We start from the raw sequence: 18,753 nt of genomic DNA, 5'->3' as shown, positions 1-18,753 counted from the left end.
AATTTTTATACTATGAATTGGAAAGTAATAAAAACCGAAGCCGAACATAAAATAGCCGTAAAGCGTGCAATGGAAATATTTCACGCAGAACCCGACACGCCAGAAGATGACGAACTAGGTGTTTTACTTATTTTGATAAAAGATTTTGAAGATAAAAACTATCCTATGCCCCAACTCGATGCCTTAGAAGTTATCAAAATAAAAATGGAAGAAATGGGTATAAAAAATAAAGATTTAGAACCTATTATTGGGAGTAAAGGACACGTATCAGCAATACTATCTGGCAAGCGTGAAATCACCCTAAAGATGGCTCAAAAGCTTAAAAACTTTTTTGGTATTCCAGCAGAAGTCTTTTTACATAGTGCGTAAAAAAATTGAAATTAATAAAGATACGCTCTAATAATGCGGCAAATAAACAACTTATTCACCGCATTTTTGCGGAGAATAGGTTGTTTTTTATTTTATACCTATTTAAATATTTTTTCTAAATCAATTTTGCCAAAATACTAATTTTAGTATAGTCTTTACAATAGTGTAAACAAAATTGTTTACATTTGTAGTATGAAAACATTGGTCGAAAAATATAAAGGCATACACCCTGGGATAATATTGGAACGCTTACTTGACAAAAAAGCGATTTCACAGCGTCCTTTTGCCCTTTCAATTGGTGAGCATCCACAAACAATAAATGCAATTACTAAAGGCAGAAGGAAACTCAATATAGCTCTAGCTTTAAAAATTGAAGAAAAACTAAGTTTAGAAGAAGGATCTCTTGCCCTTCTACAAACCTATTTTGATATTAAGGAAGAAAAAAGTAAAGCAAAACAAAATACTCCAGACTTAACTCTTTTAAGAAAATCTTTATTTTGGGATACCGATATTTCTAAAATTGACTGGCAAAAACAAAGTGTAGCAGTTATTAAACGGATATTTGAACGTGGTAATGATATAGAAAAAAAAGAAATTAATCGTTTCTATAAAAGTGTTAGAATTAAAGATGCACTTGCACAAACAATCCGAAAGCCATACACTATTTACAAAAATAAAGAAACTACATAATGCTACATTATAGTACTGTAAACGATTTATTGAAAAATAGCTTACTAAAATTAATGAAATCCGATGTATTTAATAATTTTAGACTCGTAGGCGGTACAGCATTGAGTTTACAAATAGGCCACAGAGAATCCATTGACATTGATTTATTCAGTGATTCAGAATATGGAGCATTAGATTTTAATTCGATTGAAAACTATCTACAAGAAAACTTTCAATATGTAGACTTTTTGAATACAATTCCAGCAATGGGAAAATCTTATTTTATTGGAGAAAATAAAGAAAACACAGTAAAGCTAGATATATATTACACAGACACTTATATTCAACACTACGTTGAAGTTGACGGTATTAGAATGGCAACTATTGAGGAAATTATTGCTATGAAAATAGATGTTGTACAACGAGGGGGAAGAAAAAAAGACTTTTGGGATTTACATGATTTACTTGAGTCTTACGATATTAGTCAAATGTTAGATTTGCACAAGCAAAGATATCCTTATTCACATGACAAAGATTTAATAATTAAAAACTTTACATCCTTTGAACAAGCTGATGAAGATTTTAATCCTATTTGTTGCAAAGGGAAATATTGGGAGTTTATAAAGGAGGATTTTGAAGAAATTATTCTCCAATTTAAATAGCTATTATTTCTTTTACTGTCTTTACAAATGAGTATTCTACTATATTAAGTACTCTTTTTGTACACCTCTACCCTACTAAAGCCTTACAAATACTGATAAATTAGATATTGTATCGGGAAATAGATTTCACAAAACATCATAAAATAAAACAAAGAATCCCAGTTAAAATGTCATAAAACAGCATTTCAACTGGGATTCTTCTTTCTGTTTATTTAGCTTTATTTGCAGATAGTTATTTCCATTAGTAGTATTTACAGCCAAGTCAAACCTATGCTATTTCAATGGTACGTGCAACAAAAAATTTAAAAAGCCAAATTATAGCAAAGGTAGCTGAGAGTGAAGAATTAATTATGGTGCCATTGCGATTGATGGATAAATAGATGTTGCAACATCATAATGGATATGAATTTGTAATTGATATGTATCAATGTAGATTTAAGGAAGTACGTGATGTAATTGACAGTATAGCTGTTAAAGAAATGGAGGAATGCTTAGATGTTTACTTAAAAGGGCCGAGAGTTGCTTGTTATTGTGATAATTTAAATTGTGGTATAAAGAATTTACAAATGACCTACAAACTTCTATTGAAGTTATTTCAAGATTATTCAAAAAACTAGAGCAACAAAGGATACTAAAAATGCATCGTAGTACTAGCAAACTTTTAAAATAAATTTCCTTATGTGATAAATGTTACAGATTATAAAGTTTTAACAAACAATATTTGCAGTATAAAATTTATAATTATGGAATATATAGGTTATTTTGCGTCAATTCTAATAGGCGTTGCTCTAGGGCTGATAGGTGGCGGTGGTTCTATTCTTACTGTACCTGTTTTAGTTTATTTATTTGCAGTTGAACCGGTATTAGCAACAGCTTATTCTTTGTTTATTGTTGGTTTAACCAGCGCAGTAGGAACTGTTGGTTATTTTAAAAAAGGGTTGGTAAACATAAAAACAGCCATTGTTTTTGGTATTCCATCCATAATTGCCGTTTTTAGCACAAGAGCTTATATTGTTCCTGCGATACCTAAAGAAATCTTTTCAACAGGAAGTTTCACACTCACAAAAGATCTTTTTTTAATGTTATTTTTTGCTTTAATCATGGTTATAGCATCTTACACTATGATTAAAAAAGACAAAAAAATCACCATAGAAGAAGCCGGAGAACAAAAATTTAATTATCCTTTAATACTTATTGAAGGTGCAATTGTTGGAATTATTACAGGTTTAGTTGGTGCCGGTGGAGGATTTTTAATAATTCCAGCGTTAGTTATTCTGAGTAAATTACCCATGAAAGAAGCGGTGGGAACATCGCTTGTAATCATTGCCGCCAAATCATTAATAGGCTTTTTTGGAGAAGGTGGAGAAAGTATAATTGATTGGCAGTTTCTATTTACCATTTCTGGTTTTGCAATTGTTGGAATTTTCATTGGTACTGCACTATCGAAAAAGATTGACGGTGCAAAATTAAAACCTGCTTTTGGTTGGTTCGTTTTGGTAATGGGTATTTATATTATTACGAAAGAGTTATTCCTAAAATAATATCCTTATGTGACATAAGTCACAAGAATACAGGTGTAAATTATATAAATTTATATTGTTATTTTAAAATCAAATCGAAAAAAAATGGCCAATCATTATCAAATATTAATTATAGGAGGTGGAAATGCAGGACTTTCTGTCGCTTCACAGTTACTTATTAAAAGAAGTAATCTAAACATTGGAATAATTGATCCATCTGAAAAACATTATTATCAGCCCGCATGGACACTTGTTGGTGCTGGTATATTTGACATCAAAAAGACCGTTCGAAATGAAAAAGATGTAATTCCAAATAATACTACTTGGATCAAAGAAGCGGTAAACGAATTTATGCCAAACGAAAATAAAATAAGATGTTCTTCGGGTAAAGAATTCACCTATAATTACTTGATTGTTTGCCCTGGTATCCAACTGGATTGGAATAAAATTAAAGGATTAAAAGATACATTAGGCAAAAATAGTGTCAGCAGTAACTACTCTTTTCAACACGCACCCTACACATGGGAAATGATTGAAAATTTTAAAGGTGGTACGGCAATTTTCACAAACCCAACAACACCTATTAAATGTGGAGGAGCACCTCACAAAATCATGTATTTGGCTTGCGATTATTGGCGTAAAAAAGGAATTTTGGACAAGTGCGATATCCATTATATTTCTGGAGCAAGCGTAATATTTGGTGTTAAAGAATATGCTGAAACACTAAAAAAAGTTGTAGCTAAATATAATATTCACGTCCACTATGGTGCTAATGTTACAGCGATAGATGGCGAAAAGAAAACAGTTGAATTTGAAACTAAAGAAATTGATGAAAACCTAAATCAGAAATTATCTTCTGAAAATGCTGGCTGCTACGGTATAGTAGAAAACAGCCCTGATAAGGAATTTAAAAAAGTACTATTGAATTTCGATTTATGCCATACAGTTCCACCACAATCAGCTCCTGATTTTATAAAAAGCAGTCCATTAAGTGACTCTGCAAATCCATTTGGATATGTGGAAATTGATAAAAACACCATGCAGCATACTCGTTTTGCAAATGTGTTTGCTCTAGGAGATTGCACCAATGCACCGTGCAGTAAAACTGGAGCCGCTATACGCAAACAAGCTCCGGTGGTTGTTACCAATCTTCTGGCATTTATGGATAATGAGAAAGGCACAGCACAATATGATGGGTACAGCGCCTGCCCGATTCCTACTCAATACGGAAAATTAATGTTAGCCGAGTTTGATTATACAAATACACCAAAAATGACTTTTCCAATAAATCAGGCAAAACCTAATTGGGCCATGTGGATCCTAAAAACAAAAGTTTTACCTTGGTTATATTGGAATAAAATTCTAAAAGGAACTGCGTAATACTTAGTACCGATATATTTTATTTGTTTGTTATCCCTTTTGAGTAAAATTGAAAGGGATTTTTTTTCCTTACGTGATATATATTACCATTAAAACCAGTTAACTCCCTCCTATTTGCAGCCTAAACACTCACTTACGTATTTTAAAATTAATATAAAATGGAAGTTTCAGCGAAAGAAGTGCATACCCTTTAAATCTCGGTAGAAATAGGGCTGAGATTAAACGTTCTCCTCTAGCCTTGCATACTTCTGACGAGTATAAAGCAGCAATGCCTGTGGACTGGCAGCCGGGAGATAAAGCAATTGTTCCTGCTCTTAAAACTGTTGAAGGATCAGCCGAAAGAAAGAAAAGTAATTTAGAAATGATTGTCTGGTAATTGGCACAAAAATCATATAAAAAATTCTAGTAAATTTTAAATTAAGGCCATCCTTGTGATGGTCTTTTTTGTACATAGTAAATAAAAACGCACGGCTTGATTTTTCTCTGTGACTTTTGTCACATACTATATTTACTGATATTATAGTTATTTTTTCATGATAATTATCACTTTGGATTTTAAAAGTGTCTTATACATTTGCTCTAATCTTATAAATCTAAAACAGCATTAATTCAAAAAAATTCAATTATGAAAATAGAACAAATTTACACAGGTTGTATTGCTCACGCAGCTTATTATATTGAAAATAATGGTGAAGCCGCAATTTTTGATCCTTTAAGAGAAGTGCAGCCCTATATTGATAGAGCGCTTAAAGACAATGCCAAAATAAAATATGTTTTTCTTACTCATTTTCACGCTGATTTCGTTTCAGGACATTTGGATTTAGCCAAAAAAACTAATGCGAAAATAGTATATGGACCGACTGCAAAACCAGCTTACGAAATTATTTCTGCCCAAGACGGACAAATTTTTGAAATTGGCAACTACAAAGTAAAAGTGATTCATACTCCTGGACACACCATGGAAAGTACTACTTTTTTATTAATTGATGAAAACGGAAAAGAGCACGGAATTATTACCGGAGACACCCTTTTTATTGGTGATGTTGGCCGTCCAGATTTAGCTCAACATGTCGTTGCTGATTTAACTCAAGACAAATTAGCGCGTCATTTGTATAATTCTTTGCGAACTAAAATTATGCCGTTGTCAGACGATTTAATTGTATATCCAAATCATGGTGCGGGTTCGGCATGCGGGAAAATGATGAGTAAAGAAACTACAGATACTTTGGGCAACCAAAAGAAAACAAATTATGCCCTGAATCCAAAAATGACCGAAGATGAATTCGTTACCGCTGTATTAACCGGTTTAACAAATCCTCCCGCCTATTTTCCAGCCAACGTATTACTGAATATTAATGGCTATGACAGTTTAGATGCGATACTAAAAAAAGCTAAAACACCTTTAAATCCAACCGAATTTGAAGTAGTAGCAAACGAAACTAGAGCTTTAATACTTGACACTCGTGACGCATCTGAATTTGCAGAAGGTTTTATACCTAATAGTGTTAACATTGGTTTAGATGGAAGTTTTGCAATGTGGGTGGGCGAAATGATTGCGGATATTAAACAAGAAATCTTATTAGTCACTGCAACTGGCAAGGAAGAAGAAAGTATGATACGTCTCTCCCGTATTGGATATGATCACACTATTGGTTATTTGAATGGAGGAATAAATGCCTGGAAAAAAGTAGGTTTTGAATTGGATACCATAAACAGAATTACAGCAAAACAATTAGAAGACGCTGTTGACTTTGATGAAACACTTATTTTTGATGTTAGAAAGAAAAGCGAATTTTTATCCGAACATCTAATTGGGGCAATTAATGTTCCGCTAAACGAAATCAATAATCACTTAGCAGAATTTCCAAAAGAGAAAAAATTCATTTTGCATTGCGCCGGTGGATATCGCAGCATGATTGCTGCATCAATTTTAAAACAAAGGGGTTGGGATAATTTTGTTGATGTTATTGGAGGCTTTGCCGAAATCAAAAACACCAAACTTTTAAAGTCAGATTATGTTTGTCCAACAACACTATTGTAAATAATATATTGTTTTCTATTTTAAAAAGATTGTCTAAAAAATGCAATCTTTTTTTTTTGCTAGGTCTCAATAAATGCTACCATTACCCATTCAATAAATTTCATCAAAAAAAATCCAATTGCAAAAGAGAAGTATCAAAAAAATGTAGCTCTCGCTTATGATAATCCCACTAATAAAATAGCACTTATAGTGATAAAAAAAGCTTGTGTAACTTATGTCACAGTTCTTAATAAATGTAATCCGTAATTTCGATTTCTATTTAGTAAAGTAACCTAAAAATAAAAGGTATGTTTTTTCAACACATTTACGATAAAAGTTTAGCGCAAGCCAGTTATTTTATTGGCTGCCAAAAAGCGGGAGTAGCAGCTGTAATTGATGCAAAAAGAGATGTAGATACTTACCTCGAAATTGCAAAGCAAAATAATATGAAAATTACTCATATTCTTGAAACGCACATTCATGCAGATTTTCTCGCTGGATCAAGAGAATTAGCCGCTTTAACTGGTGCTGATATGTATCTTTCAGATGAAGGTGGTGAAGGTTGGGAATATGAATTCCCACATATTGGATTAAAAGATGGTCAAAAAATAAAACTTGGAAATCTTATATTAGAAGTTATACATACACCAGGACATACTCCTGAAAGTATCAGTTTCCTTCTTACAGATACTCCTGCCAGCGATGAGCCAGTAATGCTGTTCACTGGGGATTTTGTATTTGTGGGTGATGTTGGAAGACCCGATTTGCTAGAGAAAGCAGCTGGTGTTGTTGGCACAGCTGATGCTGGTGCTTTACAAATGTACCAATCTGTTCAAAAATTCAATAATCTTCCAGATTTCATTCAAGTATGGCCTGGACACGGTGCGGGATCAGCTTGTGGCAAATCGTTAGGATCAGTTCCAAGCACAACAGTAGGATACGAGAAATTGAGAAATTGGGCATTTCAATACAAGCATGATGAAAAAGGTTTTGTAAAATATTTATTGACGGATCAGCCCGAACCACCAAAATATTTTGCGATGATGAAGCACTTAAATAAAGTTGATCGTCCACTTTTAACAGCGGTTCCTAAATTAAAAAAGTTAAATCAAATAGAATTAACAGAAGCTTTAGCAAAAGGAATCAAATTGATTGACGCCAGAGACAAATCAGAGTTTTCAAAAGGATTTATACCTGGAAGTATTAACATTCAAGGCAATAACTCTTTTGCCACTTGGGCAGGATGGTTTTTAACTTACGAGGAACCTTTTATGGTACTTGCTCCGGATTCCCAGTTAGATGATCTCACCAGAAAACTAATGCGAATTGGTCTTGACAACATTTATGGTTACATTCCTTCAACTGAAACGTTCGCAGGAAATTTGGATCAATCCCACTTCATTTCTCTTGAAGAACTAAAAGCTTTAAAAGGAGAACCAAATGTTCAGATCGTAGATCTTCGTGGCGCTGCTGAATTTAATGCTGGTCATATAGAAGGAGCTGACAATGTATTTGTAGGGACTATGGTAAATAATTTAGATAAGATAAGCAAAGATAAAAAAGTTGTAATCCATTGTCAAGGCGGTGATAGAGCTTCAATTGGTTATTCTCTATTAATAAAAAATGGGTATACCAATGTTGTAAACTATTCCCCAGGAATGAATGAATGGGTTAGTGAAGGCAATCCCGTAATAGCTTAATTGATAGCAATACATTCAAATTCGTAATAAAATAAAATAGAGCAAATATATACGGAGTGACTAATACAAGGAGCATCATACGTGACCTAAAATAGCGAACTAGCGATTCTAGATTTGCTACTGGAAACAGAACTTGATATGGAAAGGTTAATACAAGAAGGAGTAGAATTAAAGTATATTTTTGCAACCCATTTTCATGCGGATTTTGTTTCTTGACATTTTGATTGGATTAAAAAAATAGATGCAAAAATTGTGAATGGCCCCAATGCAAAGTCAGAAGTTGAATTCATTTCGGCCAAAGACAATCAGGGTTTTACAAATCACACTATCAAAATATAAGTAATGCATAGGCCCGGTCACGCTATGGAGACTACGCTCTACTTACTTACTGATTGATAAATACGGAAAAGAGCATATTATTTTCTCGCAGCATACTTCATGTATTGGTAATATACGCTGTCCTGATTTAGCTCAAAAAGTGGAATAATGAAGTAAGAAGAGTTGGTTGCAGTATCATTTCATTAGGTAAGAGACAAGGTAATGAAGTTAGATGATATTGTACTTGTACACCATGCTCGCGGTGTAGTTTCTCCGTGTTGAAAAAACAGGAGTAAAAAAACTATTCTGAAAATTGGTCAACATAAAGCTGCCAATTGTGCTCCACGCGGCAATAGTACGTAAACAGAACTTGTTCAATAAGTTGGCGAAAGTTTTTGCCCTCCCCTTGCCTCCTTTAATATGAAAGTAGCTATGGATAAGACGGAAATAGAAGTTTGGAAGAAAGTATTCAATAATGGCATTAAAGATAGTAATGCTGTAGCATTTGAAAATGTAGGTTAATAAAACGGAACTTAAATTTTAAAGACAAGAGACAATAGTGATTTTGCAAAAGGATATATCCCTCAATCAATAAAAATTGGTATTAATGGTGATCGAGCTCTTTAGGTAGGTGCTTTAATTGTCGACGTAAAAGAACCGATTGTCTTAGTTACTGAAACAGGATTTGATATAGAAATAGTTACACATATAGGGTATAGGAACTTTAGCGAAGATAGAGTTGGTTGCAACGCAATTGCAAAAATAACTGCTCTTAAATCCAATCTTATGCGTCAGAACACAGTAGTAAAAGAATAATAAATCAACCGTTAAATAAAAATAATTATGGGAATTTTTGGAAATATATTTGGTGGCAGTAGCAACGATGAGAATTTAGAAATAGTAATTAATAAGGGAGCATTTTTAGTAGACGTTCGTTCTCCTGGAGAATTCGCTGAAGGCAATGTCAAAGGTTCTGTAAATATTCCGTTAGATCAAGTACAAAATCAATTGGAAAAATTTAAAGACAAAGAAAATATTGTAGTTTTTTGTAGAAGCGGTAACCGCAGCGGACAAGCAAAATCAATTTTAGAACAAAATGGATTTACTAATGTTACTAACGGCGGAACTTGGCAAGATGTAAATGCAGCACTAAATAAAGCATGAGGAATTTAATAAAAATTGGTTTACTATTGTTAATCACATCTTTTTCGAGCAACACAATCAGTGCGCAAAACACAAAAGCAACAATAAAAAACCCGACAAGTCAAAAGGCAAGACCAATTATAAAAAAGGAGACATTATATGTAGATGTTAGAACAGCAGCAGAGTTTGCTCAAGGAAGTGTAAAAGGAGCAGTAAATATACCTTTAGACCAAGTTGAGAAGCAATTGATAAGATTCAAAGGTAAAAAAAGCATTGTTGTTTTTTGTCAAAGCGGTAGTAGAAGCAGCCAAGCCAAAGCTATTTTAGAACAAAATCACATTACAAATGTTATCAATGGTGGCCGTTGGGAAGATGTTAACGCAAAACTGAAAAAATAAAATTCATAAATCACGCAATAATAGTTCAGTTTGAAACAGCTTGATGCCTGTTTTGAATTGGACTATTTTTATAAAAATTATAAAAGATGCAATCAACATTCAAAATTTGGGAAACTAACCGAAAATTACATTTAGCGTTTTTAGAACAACTTACTTTAGAGCAACTCAACAAAATACCTGAAGGATTTAAAAACAATTTGATTTGGAACATTGGTCATATCATTACTACTCAACAAGGTTTAGTTTACAGACTATCGGGTTTACCAGTTGCAATCTCCAAAGAATTTCATAACAAATACAAATACGGTTCGGTACCAACCCAAACTACAACACAAGAAGAAGTTGACGAAATAAAAGAATTGTTGATTTCATTGATCCAACAAACCAAAGATGACTACGATACAGGAAAGTTTGTTTCGTTTATGCCGTACGAAACCCATATCGGTTTTCATTTAGCAACATTTGAAGAAGCCATAAATTTCAATAATTATCACGAAGGAATTCATCTTGGTTTTATGATCAATATTAGAAAATTTGTATAATAACTATAATTACAAAACAATGTTAAAAATACTTTTTACCAACTGGAACTTTATGCGAGCCATTCGATTAATTCTGGGAGTTTATATTATAATTCAATCTTTTCAAACACAGCAATATTTAATGATAATTCTAGGTGTTGTTTTTACTGTAATGGCATTGTTTAGCGTAGGTTGTTGCGGCAATAATGCTTGTGCTATTCCTTCAAAAAAAGAAGAAAATGAGTAATTTCAATGACATTATAAATTCTGAAAAACCAGTTTTGGTAGATTTCTTTACCACTTCGTGTGGACCTTGCCAAATGCTTTTACCAGTTCTAAATCAAGTAAAGGACAGTCTTCAAGACCGTATTACTATTATTAAATAGATGTAGACAAAGAACAAAAATTAGCACAAAGCTATCAAGCTCTTGGAGTTCCTTCATTACTATTATTTCAAAATGGGAAACAATTGTGGAAACAATCCGGTGTCTTGTCAGCAGACGAAATAATAAATATTATTTTAGAAAAGAGTAATTAAATGAATATAAATAGCAGTCATAATAAGAGAAATTGAAATGATAATCAAAATTAATTCAAATATTTATTCTTGCAAGATATAGATTGAATTACTGTAACTTATTCATTAAGAATAAGTTACAAATTTAAATTTAAATACTGAATTAGTAGAACACCTATTGTTAGATAGGACTTTAAAAATTTGAAAAACTTTAAATAGTTTAGGCAAACAAAAATGATGGATACAATAAAAAAAAATCACAAAGGAATAATTTTCGCAATAGTTTTAGGACTATTTGTATTAGTAGTTTCTAATTTTTTTACTTTTTTCAATAGTATTCTGTTGGGTTTATTAGTTGGGCTGATAATTGGTAATCTTGTTAAAATTCCATCAGAATTTCATTCAGGAATAAACTTTACAAGTTCAAAAATGTTGGAATATTCAGTAATTTTTTTAGCATTTGGCATCAATTATACACATATTGCAAAGTTAGGTTTGCAAAGTTTTATATTAATAACTGTTGTGGTTTTGCTTGTATTATTACTTACCGTATATCTCTCAAAAAAAATAAAATGCCCTAGTTCAGCAGGTTTGTTAGTAGGTTTTGGAACTGCCATTTGTGGATCAAGTGCAATTGCTGCATTATCGCCCTCCCTACAAAAAAATAAAGAAGATGTAGGTATTGCCTTGGCTGTAGTTAATTTATATGGAACGATAGGCATGTTACTTTTACCATTTGTTTTAACAACCTTAAAAATATCCTCATTTGATAGTAGCATCCTTATCGGTGGATCCCTTCATTCTGTGGGTAACGTAGCTGGTGCTGGTTTCTCAATGTCACAACTAATTGGTGAAGATGCAATAACCATAAAATTAGCAAGAATTGCATTATTATCGCCTGCATTGATACTTTTCAATTATATATCAGAACAAAAAACAACAAAAAATTGGAAGCAACACTTACAATTGCCGTGGTATTTATGGAGCTTTTTAGTAATTACCATTTTAGTTTCGTTAATAGACTTTGATAAATTTTTACTTGAGATTATGAATACGATGGTAAAGATTGTCTTAACAATAGCTATGACTGCAATTGGCCTTAATGTTAGTATTACGTCACTAATTCAATCCGGTAAAAAAGGATTGTTTTTTGGATTAATTATATTTTTAGCACAAATTGTATTGGTTTTAGTTGGGTTACAATTTATTTAAGTTAGGTATTAATCAACAACTAGTTGTTTTTGAAATTCAAATCTGAATGTAAAAACAATACCTAAGGAATATAACTAATACATAAAATACAAATTGGTTTATGACGAGAGGTAATTAAGACGCTGATTTAAAATTATTTTTCTACACCTAGAAGTCCATAATTATATTGAGGGAATACTAATCGCTGACTATTAACAATTTATAAAGGATAAATACAGATTATCAAAAAAACTCAAAAGGCTATACCTTTATCTAATATTATTGAAGATCTCTTCATAATGTAACAACCAAAATAGTATAATTTGAAACGATGTGACTTTTGTTACATAGATTTCCATTTTTACGAACTACTTTCGTAGATGTAAAATAGATTCCTATGAAAAAAAATATGGGTACTGTTGATAAAATCATTCGTTTTGCATTCGCTGTTCTTGTTGGAATACTGTACTATACCAACTTAATCAATGGCATATTAGCAATTGTACTAAGTGCTTTTGCGAGTATTTTCATTCTAACATCGTTTGCCAGTTTTTGCCCTTTGTATTTGCCATTTGGAATAAACACACGAAAAAAATGAAAACAGATAACGCACGTAATAAAGACTTAATTTTAAGAGAGAAGTTAGCATTGCAACGAACAACATTGGCAAATCAATCTACTTTTTTTGCCTTTTTAAGAACCTCCATGTATTTTTTGATTGCAGGCTTGAGTTTGAGAAATCTACTGAAAATTGAAAATAGTTTACTGATTGAAATCGCACTTTTCTTCACTTCATTTATCATTTTTGTTTTTGGAACAGTGAACTATATTAAACATAAAAAATCCATTGAAGAAAATAAAAAACACATAGGCGACTACCAATTAGAATATTACAAACTGTAACAGATACCGTTTCCTTTTATTTTGATAAATACACAATCTGGGAACTAGATGATTATAGGCAATATTCTTTTGGCCTAGAATGGGAGGTATAAAAAATACTATTATAAACGTGACGTAAAATGTGCTTAATAGCGTTACATTTTAATTTCACCTATGAGAATCGTAACTAGTATTGAAGATCTAGTTCTGATTTTAATGGCGCTCTTTTTGATTTCTAGCTAATTAAAAAAAATGATTTAATTGTTTAAAACAATAAATTTATACCATGAAATTTTTTGCGTATCTATTATGTTTTTATTTAACTATTCTAACTGCACTCCCATCTGTTAGAGTGATGAAGATGGAATTTTTTGAAAAAAATCAATCATCATGTAAAACAAATAATGACTCCCAATCAAGTTGTGAAAGAGGAAATGTTATAATGAATTTAAACTTTAGTCCCTCTCAATGTATTAATGCGCAATTCATACCATTTATTTTAGTTATACCATTATTTGAACCGATTAAAAAAGAGAAATCCAATTACGAAAAGATTTTTATTTCTCAATATATCAGCTCCATTTGGCAACCGCCAAAGTTTATTCCTTTAGTTTAATAATCCTCAAAATAAAAAAGAATTAAGCCCGTAACATTTTCCTAGTTATGAGGCAATACTATACCATGTACCTAAATGAAAATTAAAATAATAATTACAAGTATGATAGCCTTATTTGCTTTTTCAAGCTTTAAAGTTACAGATATCAGTCAAAAGTATATGAGTGTCATGAAAATCAATGAAAGTGATTTAAAAAAGCCTAAATCTCATTTTTCACAAGCAATGGTGAGTTGTGCAAAGTGTCACGATTGCCAAAACGACAATCCGATTATTCAAGATAGTATCAGAATTATTGAACAAGATGATTCTATAAATTTTAAAGAAAAATCATTTAAAGTCTTAAAATCTAAAACTAAAAAAGTCAACAAAGAGAATACTATTTCGACCGATGTTGAAAGTACTAATAATTTAAAACGTAGGTAAAATGAAAAAATACATTTTTATAATCATACTGATACTTTCCTTCAAAACAGCAGTAGCACAAGATTCGTTTTCTTACGATGTGCAACTTACACCCATTGCTATAGCTAACCTACCTGGATTACATTCTTATGTTTTTGCACAACATAATGGTAAATGGCTCGTAATTGGAGGACGAAAAGATGGCATCCATGCCAGACAACCTTTCAATGCATTTCCTCAAGCACAAAACAATACAGATATATATGTGATTGATATAAATACGAAACAATTGTGGTCTGCTTCTTTAAATTTACTTTCATCTGGAATTGCAGAACAATTACAGTCTACTAATATGAATTTTTACCAAGATGAAAATACATTGTATATTATAGGTGGTTATGCTTTTTCAGCAACTGCAAATAATCATATTACATTTGACAAACTAACTTCGGTCGATGTTCCTAACCTAATTACAGCAGTAATTGCAGGAACGCCAATTACAACCTATTTTAAACAAATTTCTGATGCTATTTTTCAGAATACTGGCGGGCAATTAGGTAAAATTGGCACTGATTTTTACTTAATTGGTGGGCAAGTTTTTACAGGTAGGTATAATCCAAATAACGGAGGTTCTTTTGTACAATCCTATACAAGTCAAATTCAAAAATTTACCATTGATAATTCTGGAATGCAATTAAGTTATGGTAACTATTCAACAGTTACCGATGCTATTAACTTACATCGAAGAGATTATAATTTAGTTCCTCAGGTCTTTCCAAACGGAGAAGAAGGCTATACTATTTCTTCAGGTGTTTTTCAAATCAATGAAGATTTACCTTTTCTTTATCCTGTAGACATTAAAAGCAGCGGTTATTTTCCACAAACACAATTTAACCAATATTTAAGTAACTATCACTCCGGGAAAGTTGGTTTATACGACCAAACAGAAAACCAAATGCATACTGTTTTTTTTGGAGGAATTAGCCAGTATTATTATAATGGAACAACTTTAATTCAAGATAATAATGTCCCATTTGTAAAAACAATAAGTAGAGTAACACGACTGGCAGATGGTACTCTAAAAGAATACAATCTACCTGTAGAAATGCCTAATCTCAAAGGTGCTGGTGCAGAATTTATTCCAAACACTAATCTGCCACATTATGACAATGATGTAATTAAGCTTAGTCAAATATTGGAAAATGAATTCATAATTGGTCATATCTATGGGGGAATTCAAAGTCCAACTATTAGCAGTTTTACAGACAACAAAAATACTGCTACTTCTGCCGACCCTACTGTTTATGAAGTTAAACTAATTAAAAACAATAACTTAAGCGTGGCATCAATTGATGGGAAAAACCCATTTACTTTTACTGTTTCACCAATTCCTATTGCTAATAAAATCATTAAAATTCAATTTAATTTACCTTACGTATCAACTTTAGATTATTTCATTTCATCGATAGACGGTAAAATAGTGAATGATGGAGAAATTGAAGGATTGAATATTGGGAATAATACCATGAACTTTAGTTTAGAAAATGCCAATACGGAAATGATAATACTTACATTTATTTTCGATCACAAATTTTATGTATCACAAAAAGTATATGTCAAGTAATTTCTCAATAATAAAAAAAACAAAAAGGAAAAGAAAGCTCTCCTACTCTCCTACTTATTTTTACCATAGGTTTGATTCTAATTAAAATTAATATTTGCTTAAGACTCTTTTTTAAATTCTATAAGTGACTAATGTTACATCTAAAAAAGAGTTCTTTTACTAAATTTACTTCATATTAATTCAAAAAATATAATTATGAAAATAAAAATATTTGTTGCTTTTTTAACAGGATTACTGTTTAGCAACTGTACGAATGAAAATGTTAACACCGATACTGTAGTTCCATTGACACAAAATGAAATAAACGATCTTAAATTTTTAAGAGAGGAAGAAAAACTAGCTCATGATGTTTATATTTATTCCTATAATAAATACAAATTGGCTATTTTTAATAGCATTTCTCAAAGTGAGCAAACACATATGAATAGCGTTTTATCATTATTAAATAAATACAGAATTCTAGATCCTGCCTCTGTTCAAGTGGGGATTTTTGTAAATCAGGACCTGCAAGTGTTGTATAATAATTTAATTATACAATCTAATATTTCATTGGTTGAAGCATTAAAAGTTGGTGCGACTATTGAAGATTTAGATATAAATGATATTGATGACTTTATAATAAATACTTCAAAATCAGATTTATTAACTGTTTATAGTAATCTAGCCTGTGGCTCAAAAAATCACATTCGTTCTTTTACAACTGAACTGATCAATAATGAGGTAAGCTATGAACCACAATTTATTTCTTTAGAAGAATATAATAGTATTATAAGTGCTCCAAGCGGGGGCTGCGGAAATAATTAATTAGAATAGAAAAGCTGCTTTAATCCGAAGATAAGCCGATATAAATTTTTAAATCAATTCAAAAAATAATACAAAAGAATATTTTATACATTTATATAACGATGAAATTTTTGATAACTACATTATGCGTTTATATTATAATGCTAACAGTGTTGCCCACGGTTAGAATTGTAAAAATGCATTATGCTCTAAAATCTGAATCGGCTTGTCAAAAGAATATTGCTGTTCATAACAGTATGCCATATGGCTGTCAAAAAGAGAAATGTATTTTAAATTTTAATATAGGGCAATTTATAATCAACCAAATAGAATTTGTATTTAAAAAAGACCATAATTTTGAGTCCATAAGTGAACAAAAATTATTTTTCGAAAAAGAACTGATTTCGAATTACTATAATACTATTTGGCAGCCTCCAGAGACCAACTCTTAATTGCATAAAATAAAATTTTACATATTCAATAAATAAAAACATAATAAAATGAAAAAAATAGTTTCATCATTAGTATTAGTGGCAGTCTTGTTCTCAATAAACATAAATGCTCAAGAACAAGAACCTAAACAAAAGAAAAAAGTAAGAACTGAAAAATCATGTTCTACTCAAGAAAAGAAGTCTTGTGGTAGTGATACAAAAGAGCAAGGTAAAGGCAAGAAAGACGCATGCTGTTCATCTAAAAAAGTAGAAAAAAAATCATAAATTCTAGTTTTAATTTGTTAAAAAGTGTTTGAGAAATCAAGCACTTTTTTATTTAGCAGCATTTCATCAAACACTAATTTTTATTATGCATCAAGATTAATAACTAATTAATTAACAATTATATAGGATAATTTCTCTTCCATATGTCATTTATTACATATTTTTTTTTCTTGTGTGACATAAGTTACACAAATTTTCTTTTTTAAAAGTGAATTTTACAAGACTAAAAAAAAAATATGGAAATTTTAGAACTTATTAGACAACCTTGGCCTTGGTATATAGCCGGACCATTAGTTGGACTTACTGTCCCAGCACTATTAATCCTAGGAAACAAATCCTTTGGAATAAGTGGAACTTTACGACACACATGTGCGATGTGTATGCCAGCAAGTATTCCATTTTTCACTTATGATTGGAAAAAAGAAATTTGGAATATGTTTTTCGTGATGGGAATTTTAATTGGTGGTATTGTTGCATTTAGTTTTCTGTCAAACCCCGATCCAATTATTATTGACGCTGGCCTGAGAACAGATTTAGCAACTTACGGAATTACAAACATCAACGGTATGTTACCTGAACAAATTTTCTCTTGGGAAAATCTATTGACTCTCAAGGGATTCATTATGATCGTTATAGGTGGTTTCTTAGTTGGTTTTGGCTCTCGTTATGCTGGAGGTTGTACCAGTGGTCACTCCATTTCAGGTTTGTCTAATTTACAATGGCCGTCGCTTGTTGCGACTTGTTGTTTCTTCATTGGCGGATTGATTATGGCAAATTTTATTTTACCTTATATTCTTTCACTTTAAAAATTATTCGATATGCAAATTAAAGATCAAAATACAGATTTCGAAACTCGTTCTCTCGACACTATATGTGTAAACGAGAGTGCATTGGATCACAAATGGTATCATAATATAAAGTACTTAATCGTGGGTGTCTTATTTGGTATTCTTTTTATTAAAGCCGAAGTTATCAGTTGGTACCGTATACAAGAAATGTTCCATTTCCAGTCTTTTCATATGTATGGACTTATAGGAAGTGCAGTTGTGGTTGGGGCTATATCTGTTTTTCTAATTAAAAAATTAAATGTTAAGACCATTTATGGCGAAAAGATTGAATTTCATGACAAAACCTTTAATAAAGGTCAAATTTTTGGTGGACTGATATTTGGTTTTGGCTGGGCAATGACTGGAGCTTGCCCTGGTCCTTTATTCGCACAAATCGGGACGGGTGCGACGGTAATGATTGTTGCTCTTTTAGCAGCGATAGCAGGAACTTGGGTATATGGATATTTCAGAGAAAAATTAGTTCATTAAAAACTT

General features: G+C 31.5%; 22 protein-coding genes and 1 pseudogene. All 23 read left to right on the top strand.

What is annotated here, in order from left to right; all coding sequences use genetic code 11:
* Positions 1–12: 12 nt before the first annotated feature.
* A complete protein-coding gene (locus H8R22_RS10305; RefSeq protein ID WP_187010297.1) occupies positions 13–369 on the top strand; it encodes a helix-turn-helix domain-containing protein in 357 nt (118 codons plus the stop codon).
* 192 nt (positions 370–561) lie between these two features.
* The gene (locus H8R22_RS10300; protein WP_187010296.1) at positions 562–1,059 is read left to right on the top strand and encodes a helix-turn-helix transcriptional regulator; all 498 of its coding nucleotides are present in this window, start codon (positions 562–564) and stop codon (positions 1,057–1,059) included.
* Between the two features lie 53 nt (positions 1,060–1,112).
* On the top strand, positions 1,113–1,700 hold the full coding sequence (locus H8R22_RS10295; protein ID WP_262891050.1) for a nucleotidyl transferase AbiEii/AbiGii toxin family protein: 588 nt from the start codon (positions 1,113–1,115) through the stop codon (positions 1,698–1,700).
* Between the two features lie 743 nt (positions 1,701–2,443).
* Entirely contained in the window at positions 2,444–3,241 is a 798-nt protein-coding gene (locus H8R22_RS10290) for a sulfite exporter TauE/SafE family protein (protein WP_187010294.1), read from the top strand.
* Between the two features lie 84 nt (positions 3,242–3,325).
* Positions 3,326–4,600 carry an NAD(P)/FAD-dependent oxidoreductase gene (locus H8R22_RS10285; RefSeq protein WP_187010293.1) on the top strand — a complete coding sequence of 425 codons (1,275 nt, stop codon included), beginning with the start codon at positions 3,326–3,328 and terminating at the stop codon, positions 4,598–4,600.
* A 238-nt stretch (positions 4,601–4,838) separates the two neighbouring features.
* Positions 4,839–4,976 carry a hypothetical protein gene (locus tag H8R22_RS10280; RefSeq protein ID WP_222616917.1) on the top strand — a complete coding sequence of 46 codons (138 nt, stop codon included), beginning with the start codon at positions 4,839–4,841 and terminating at the stop codon, positions 4,974–4,976.
* A gap of 249 nt (positions 4,977–5,225) precedes the next feature.
* A complete protein-coding gene (locus H8R22_RS10275) occupies positions 5,226–6,641 on the top strand; it encodes an MBL fold metallo-hydrolase (protein ID WP_187010292.1) in 1,416 nt (471 codons plus the stop codon).
* Between the two features lie 287 nt (positions 6,642–6,928).
* A complete protein-coding gene (locus H8R22_RS10270; RefSeq protein WP_187010291.1) occupies positions 6,929–8,320 on the top strand; it encodes an MBL fold metallo-hydrolase in 1,392 nt (463 codons plus the stop codon).
* 1,161 nt (positions 8,321–9,481) lie between these two features.
* On the top strand, positions 9,482–9,802 hold the full coding sequence (locus tag H8R22_RS10265; RefSeq protein ID WP_187010290.1) for a rhodanese-like domain-containing protein: 321 nt from the start codon (positions 9,482–9,484) through the stop codon (positions 9,800–9,802).
* On the top strand, positions 9,799–10,179 hold the full coding sequence (locus tag H8R22_RS10260; RefSeq protein WP_187010289.1) for a rhodanese-like domain-containing protein: 381 nt from the start codon (positions 9,799–9,801) through the stop codon (positions 10,177–10,179). Before H8R22_RS10265 ends, H8R22_RS10260 begins: the two co-directional genes overlap by 4 nt.
* A gap of 86 nt (positions 10,180–10,265) precedes the next feature.
* A complete protein-coding gene (locus tag H8R22_RS10255; RefSeq protein WP_187010288.1) occupies positions 10,266–10,721 on the top strand; it encodes a DinB family protein in 456 nt (151 codons plus the stop codon).
* A gap of 19 nt (positions 10,722–10,740) precedes the next feature.
* On the top strand, positions 10,741–10,947 hold the full coding sequence (locus H8R22_RS10250) for a hypothetical protein (RefSeq protein ID WP_187010287.1): 207 nt from the start codon (positions 10,741–10,743) through the stop codon (positions 10,945–10,947).
* Positions 10,907–11,238, top strand: a pseudogene (locus tag H8R22_RS10245) (thioredoxin family protein). The gene H8R22_RS10250 and the pseudogene H8R22_RS10245 overlap by 41 nt, the downstream one beginning before the upstream one ends.
* A gap of 216 nt (positions 11,239–11,454) precedes the next feature.
* Positions 11,455–12,429 (top strand): YeiH family protein, encoded by a 975-nt coding sequence (locus H8R22_RS10240; protein WP_187010286.1) that lies wholly within the window; start codon positions 11,455–11,457, stop codon positions 12,427–12,429.
* A 376-nt stretch (positions 12,430–12,805) separates the two neighbouring features.
* Positions 12,806–13,006 carry a YgaP family membrane protein gene (locus H8R22_RS10235; RefSeq protein WP_187010285.1) on the top strand — a complete coding sequence of 67 codons (201 nt, stop codon included), beginning with the start codon at positions 12,806–12,808 and terminating at the stop codon, positions 13,004–13,006.
* Positions 13,003–13,311, top strand: a complete 309-nt coding sequence (locus H8R22_RS10230) for a DUF202 domain-containing protein (protein WP_187010284.1) — start codon at positions 13,003–13,005, stop codon at positions 13,309–13,311. The genes H8R22_RS10235 and H8R22_RS10230 overlap by 4 nt, the downstream gene beginning before the upstream one ends.
* Positions 13,312–13,981: 670 nt before the next feature.
* Positions 13,982–14,329, top strand: a complete 348-nt coding sequence (locus H8R22_RS10225; protein ID WP_187010283.1) for a hypothetical protein — start codon at positions 13,982–13,984, stop codon at positions 14,327–14,329.
* A gap of 1 nt (position 14,330) precedes the next feature.
* Positions 14,331–15,932: a hypothetical protein gene (locus H8R22_RS10220; RefSeq protein WP_187010282.1), complete on the top strand. Its 1,602-nt coding sequence runs from the start codon at positions 14,331–14,333 to the stop codon at positions 15,930–15,932.
* A gap of 195 nt (positions 15,933–16,127) precedes the next feature.
* Positions 16,128–16,736 carry a DUF2202 domain-containing protein gene (locus H8R22_RS10215; protein WP_187010281.1) on the top strand — a complete coding sequence of 203 codons (609 nt, stop codon included), beginning with the start codon at positions 16,128–16,130 and terminating at the stop codon, positions 16,734–16,736.
* Between the two features lie 176 nt (positions 16,737–16,912).
* Complete coding sequence (locus H8R22_RS10210) at positions 16,913–17,167, top strand: hypothetical protein (RefSeq protein ID WP_187010280.1); 255 nt, start codon at positions 16,913–16,915, stop codon at positions 17,165–17,167.
* Positions 17,168–17,215: 48 nt separating this feature from the next.
* The gene (locus tag H8R22_RS10205; protein ID WP_187010279.1) at positions 17,216–17,431 is read left to right on the top strand and encodes a hypothetical protein; all 216 of its coding nucleotides are present in this window, start codon (positions 17,216–17,218) and stop codon (positions 17,429–17,431) included.
* Between the two features lie 236 nt (positions 17,432–17,667).
* Entirely contained in the window at positions 17,668–18,237 is a 570-nt protein-coding gene (locus H8R22_RS10200) for a YeeE/YedE family protein (protein ID WP_222616916.1), read from the top strand.
* Between the two features lie 12 nt (positions 18,238–18,249).
* Positions 18,250–18,747, top strand: coding sequence for a YeeE/YedE family protein (locus tag H8R22_RS10195; protein ID WP_187010278.1), 498 nt, complete (start codon positions 18,250–18,252; stop codon positions 18,745–18,747).
* The last annotated feature ends 6 nt before the right edge of the window (positions 18,748–18,753 follow it).

This window comes from Flavobacterium kayseriense, from assembly GCF_014305095.1.
GTDB lineage: Bacteria > Bacteroidota > Bacteroidia > Flavobacteriales > Flavobacteriaceae > Flavobacterium > Flavobacterium kayseriense.
The sequence above is the reverse complement of the archived record's forward strand: the minus strand, read 5'-3'. Positions and strand labels throughout refer to the sequence as shown.

Bases quoted from the DNA above. Each gene is read 5' to 3' on its own strand.
- H8R22_RS10305 (WP_187010297.1), top strand. From the start codon at position 13: ATGAATTGGAAAGTAATAAAAACCGAAGCCGAACATAAAATAGCCGTA.
- H8R22_RS10300 (WP_187010296.1), top strand. From the start codon at position 562: ATGAAAACATTGGTCGAAAAATATAAAGGCATACACCCTGGGATAATA.
- H8R22_RS10295 (WP_262891050.1), top strand. From the start codon at position 1,113: ATGAAATCCGATGTATTTAATAATTTTAGACTCGTAGGCGGTACAGCA.
- H8R22_RS10290 (WP_187010294.1), top strand. From the start codon at position 2,444: ATGGAATATATAGGTTATTTTGCGTCAATTCTAATAGGCGTTGCTCTA.
- H8R22_RS10285 (WP_187010293.1), top strand. From the start codon at position 3,326: ATGGCCAATCATTATCAAATATTAATTATAGGAGGTGGAAATGCAGGA.
- H8R22_RS10275 (WP_187010292.1), top strand. From the start codon at position 5,226: ATGAAAATAGAACAAATTTACACAGGTTGTATTGCTCACGCAGCTTAT.
- H8R22_RS10270 (WP_187010291.1), top strand. From the start codon at position 6,929: ATGTTTTTTCAACACATTTACGATAAAAGTTTAGCGCAAGCCAGTTAT.
- H8R22_RS10265 (WP_187010290.1), top strand. From the start codon at position 9,482: ATGGGAATTTTTGGAAATATATTTGGTGGCAGTAGCAACGATGAGAAT.
- H8R22_RS10260 (WP_187010289.1), top strand. From the start codon at position 9,799: ATGAGGAATTTAATAAAAATTGGTTTACTATTGTTAATCACATCTTTT.
- H8R22_RS10255 (WP_187010288.1), top strand. From the start codon at position 10,266: ATGCAATCAACATTCAAAATTTGGGAAACTAACCGAAAATTACATTTA.
- H8R22_RS10250 (WP_187010287.1), top strand. From the start codon at position 10,741: ATGTTAAAAATACTTTTTACCAACTGGAACTTTATGCGAGCCATTCGA.
- H8R22_RS10240 (WP_187010286.1), top strand. From the start codon at position 11,455: ATGGATACAATAAAAAAAAATCACAAAGGAATAATTTTCGCAATAGTT.
- H8R22_RS10235 (WP_187010285.1), top strand. From the start codon at position 12,806: ATGAAAAAAAATATGGGTACTGTTGATAAAATCATTCGTTTTGCATTC.
- H8R22_RS10230 (WP_187010284.1), top strand. From the start codon at position 13,003: ATGAAAACAGATAACGCACGTAATAAAGACTTAATTTTAAGAGAGAAG.
- H8R22_RS10225 (WP_187010283.1), top strand. From the start codon at position 13,982: ATGAAAATTAAAATAATAATTACAAGTATGATAGCCTTATTTGCTTTT.
- H8R22_RS10220 (WP_187010282.1), top strand. From the start codon at position 14,331: ATGAAAAAATACATTTTTATAATCATACTGATACTTTCCTTCAAAACA.
- H8R22_RS10215 (WP_187010281.1), top strand. From the start codon at position 16,128: ATGAAAATAAAAATATTTGTTGCTTTTTTAACAGGATTACTGTTTAGC.
- H8R22_RS10210 (WP_187010280.1), top strand. From the start codon at position 16,913: ATGCATTATGCTCTAAAATCTGAATCGGCTTGTCAAAAGAATATTGCT.
- H8R22_RS10205 (WP_187010279.1), top strand. From the start codon at position 17,216: ATGAAAAAAATAGTTTCATCATTAGTATTAGTGGCAGTCTTGTTCTCA.
- H8R22_RS10200 (WP_222616916.1), top strand. From the start codon at position 17,668: ATGGAAATTTTAGAACTTATTAGACAACCTTGGCCTTGGTATATAGCC.
- H8R22_RS10195 (WP_187010278.1), top strand. From the start codon at position 18,250: ATGCAAATTAAAGATCAAAATACAGATTTCGAAACTCGTTCTCTCGAC.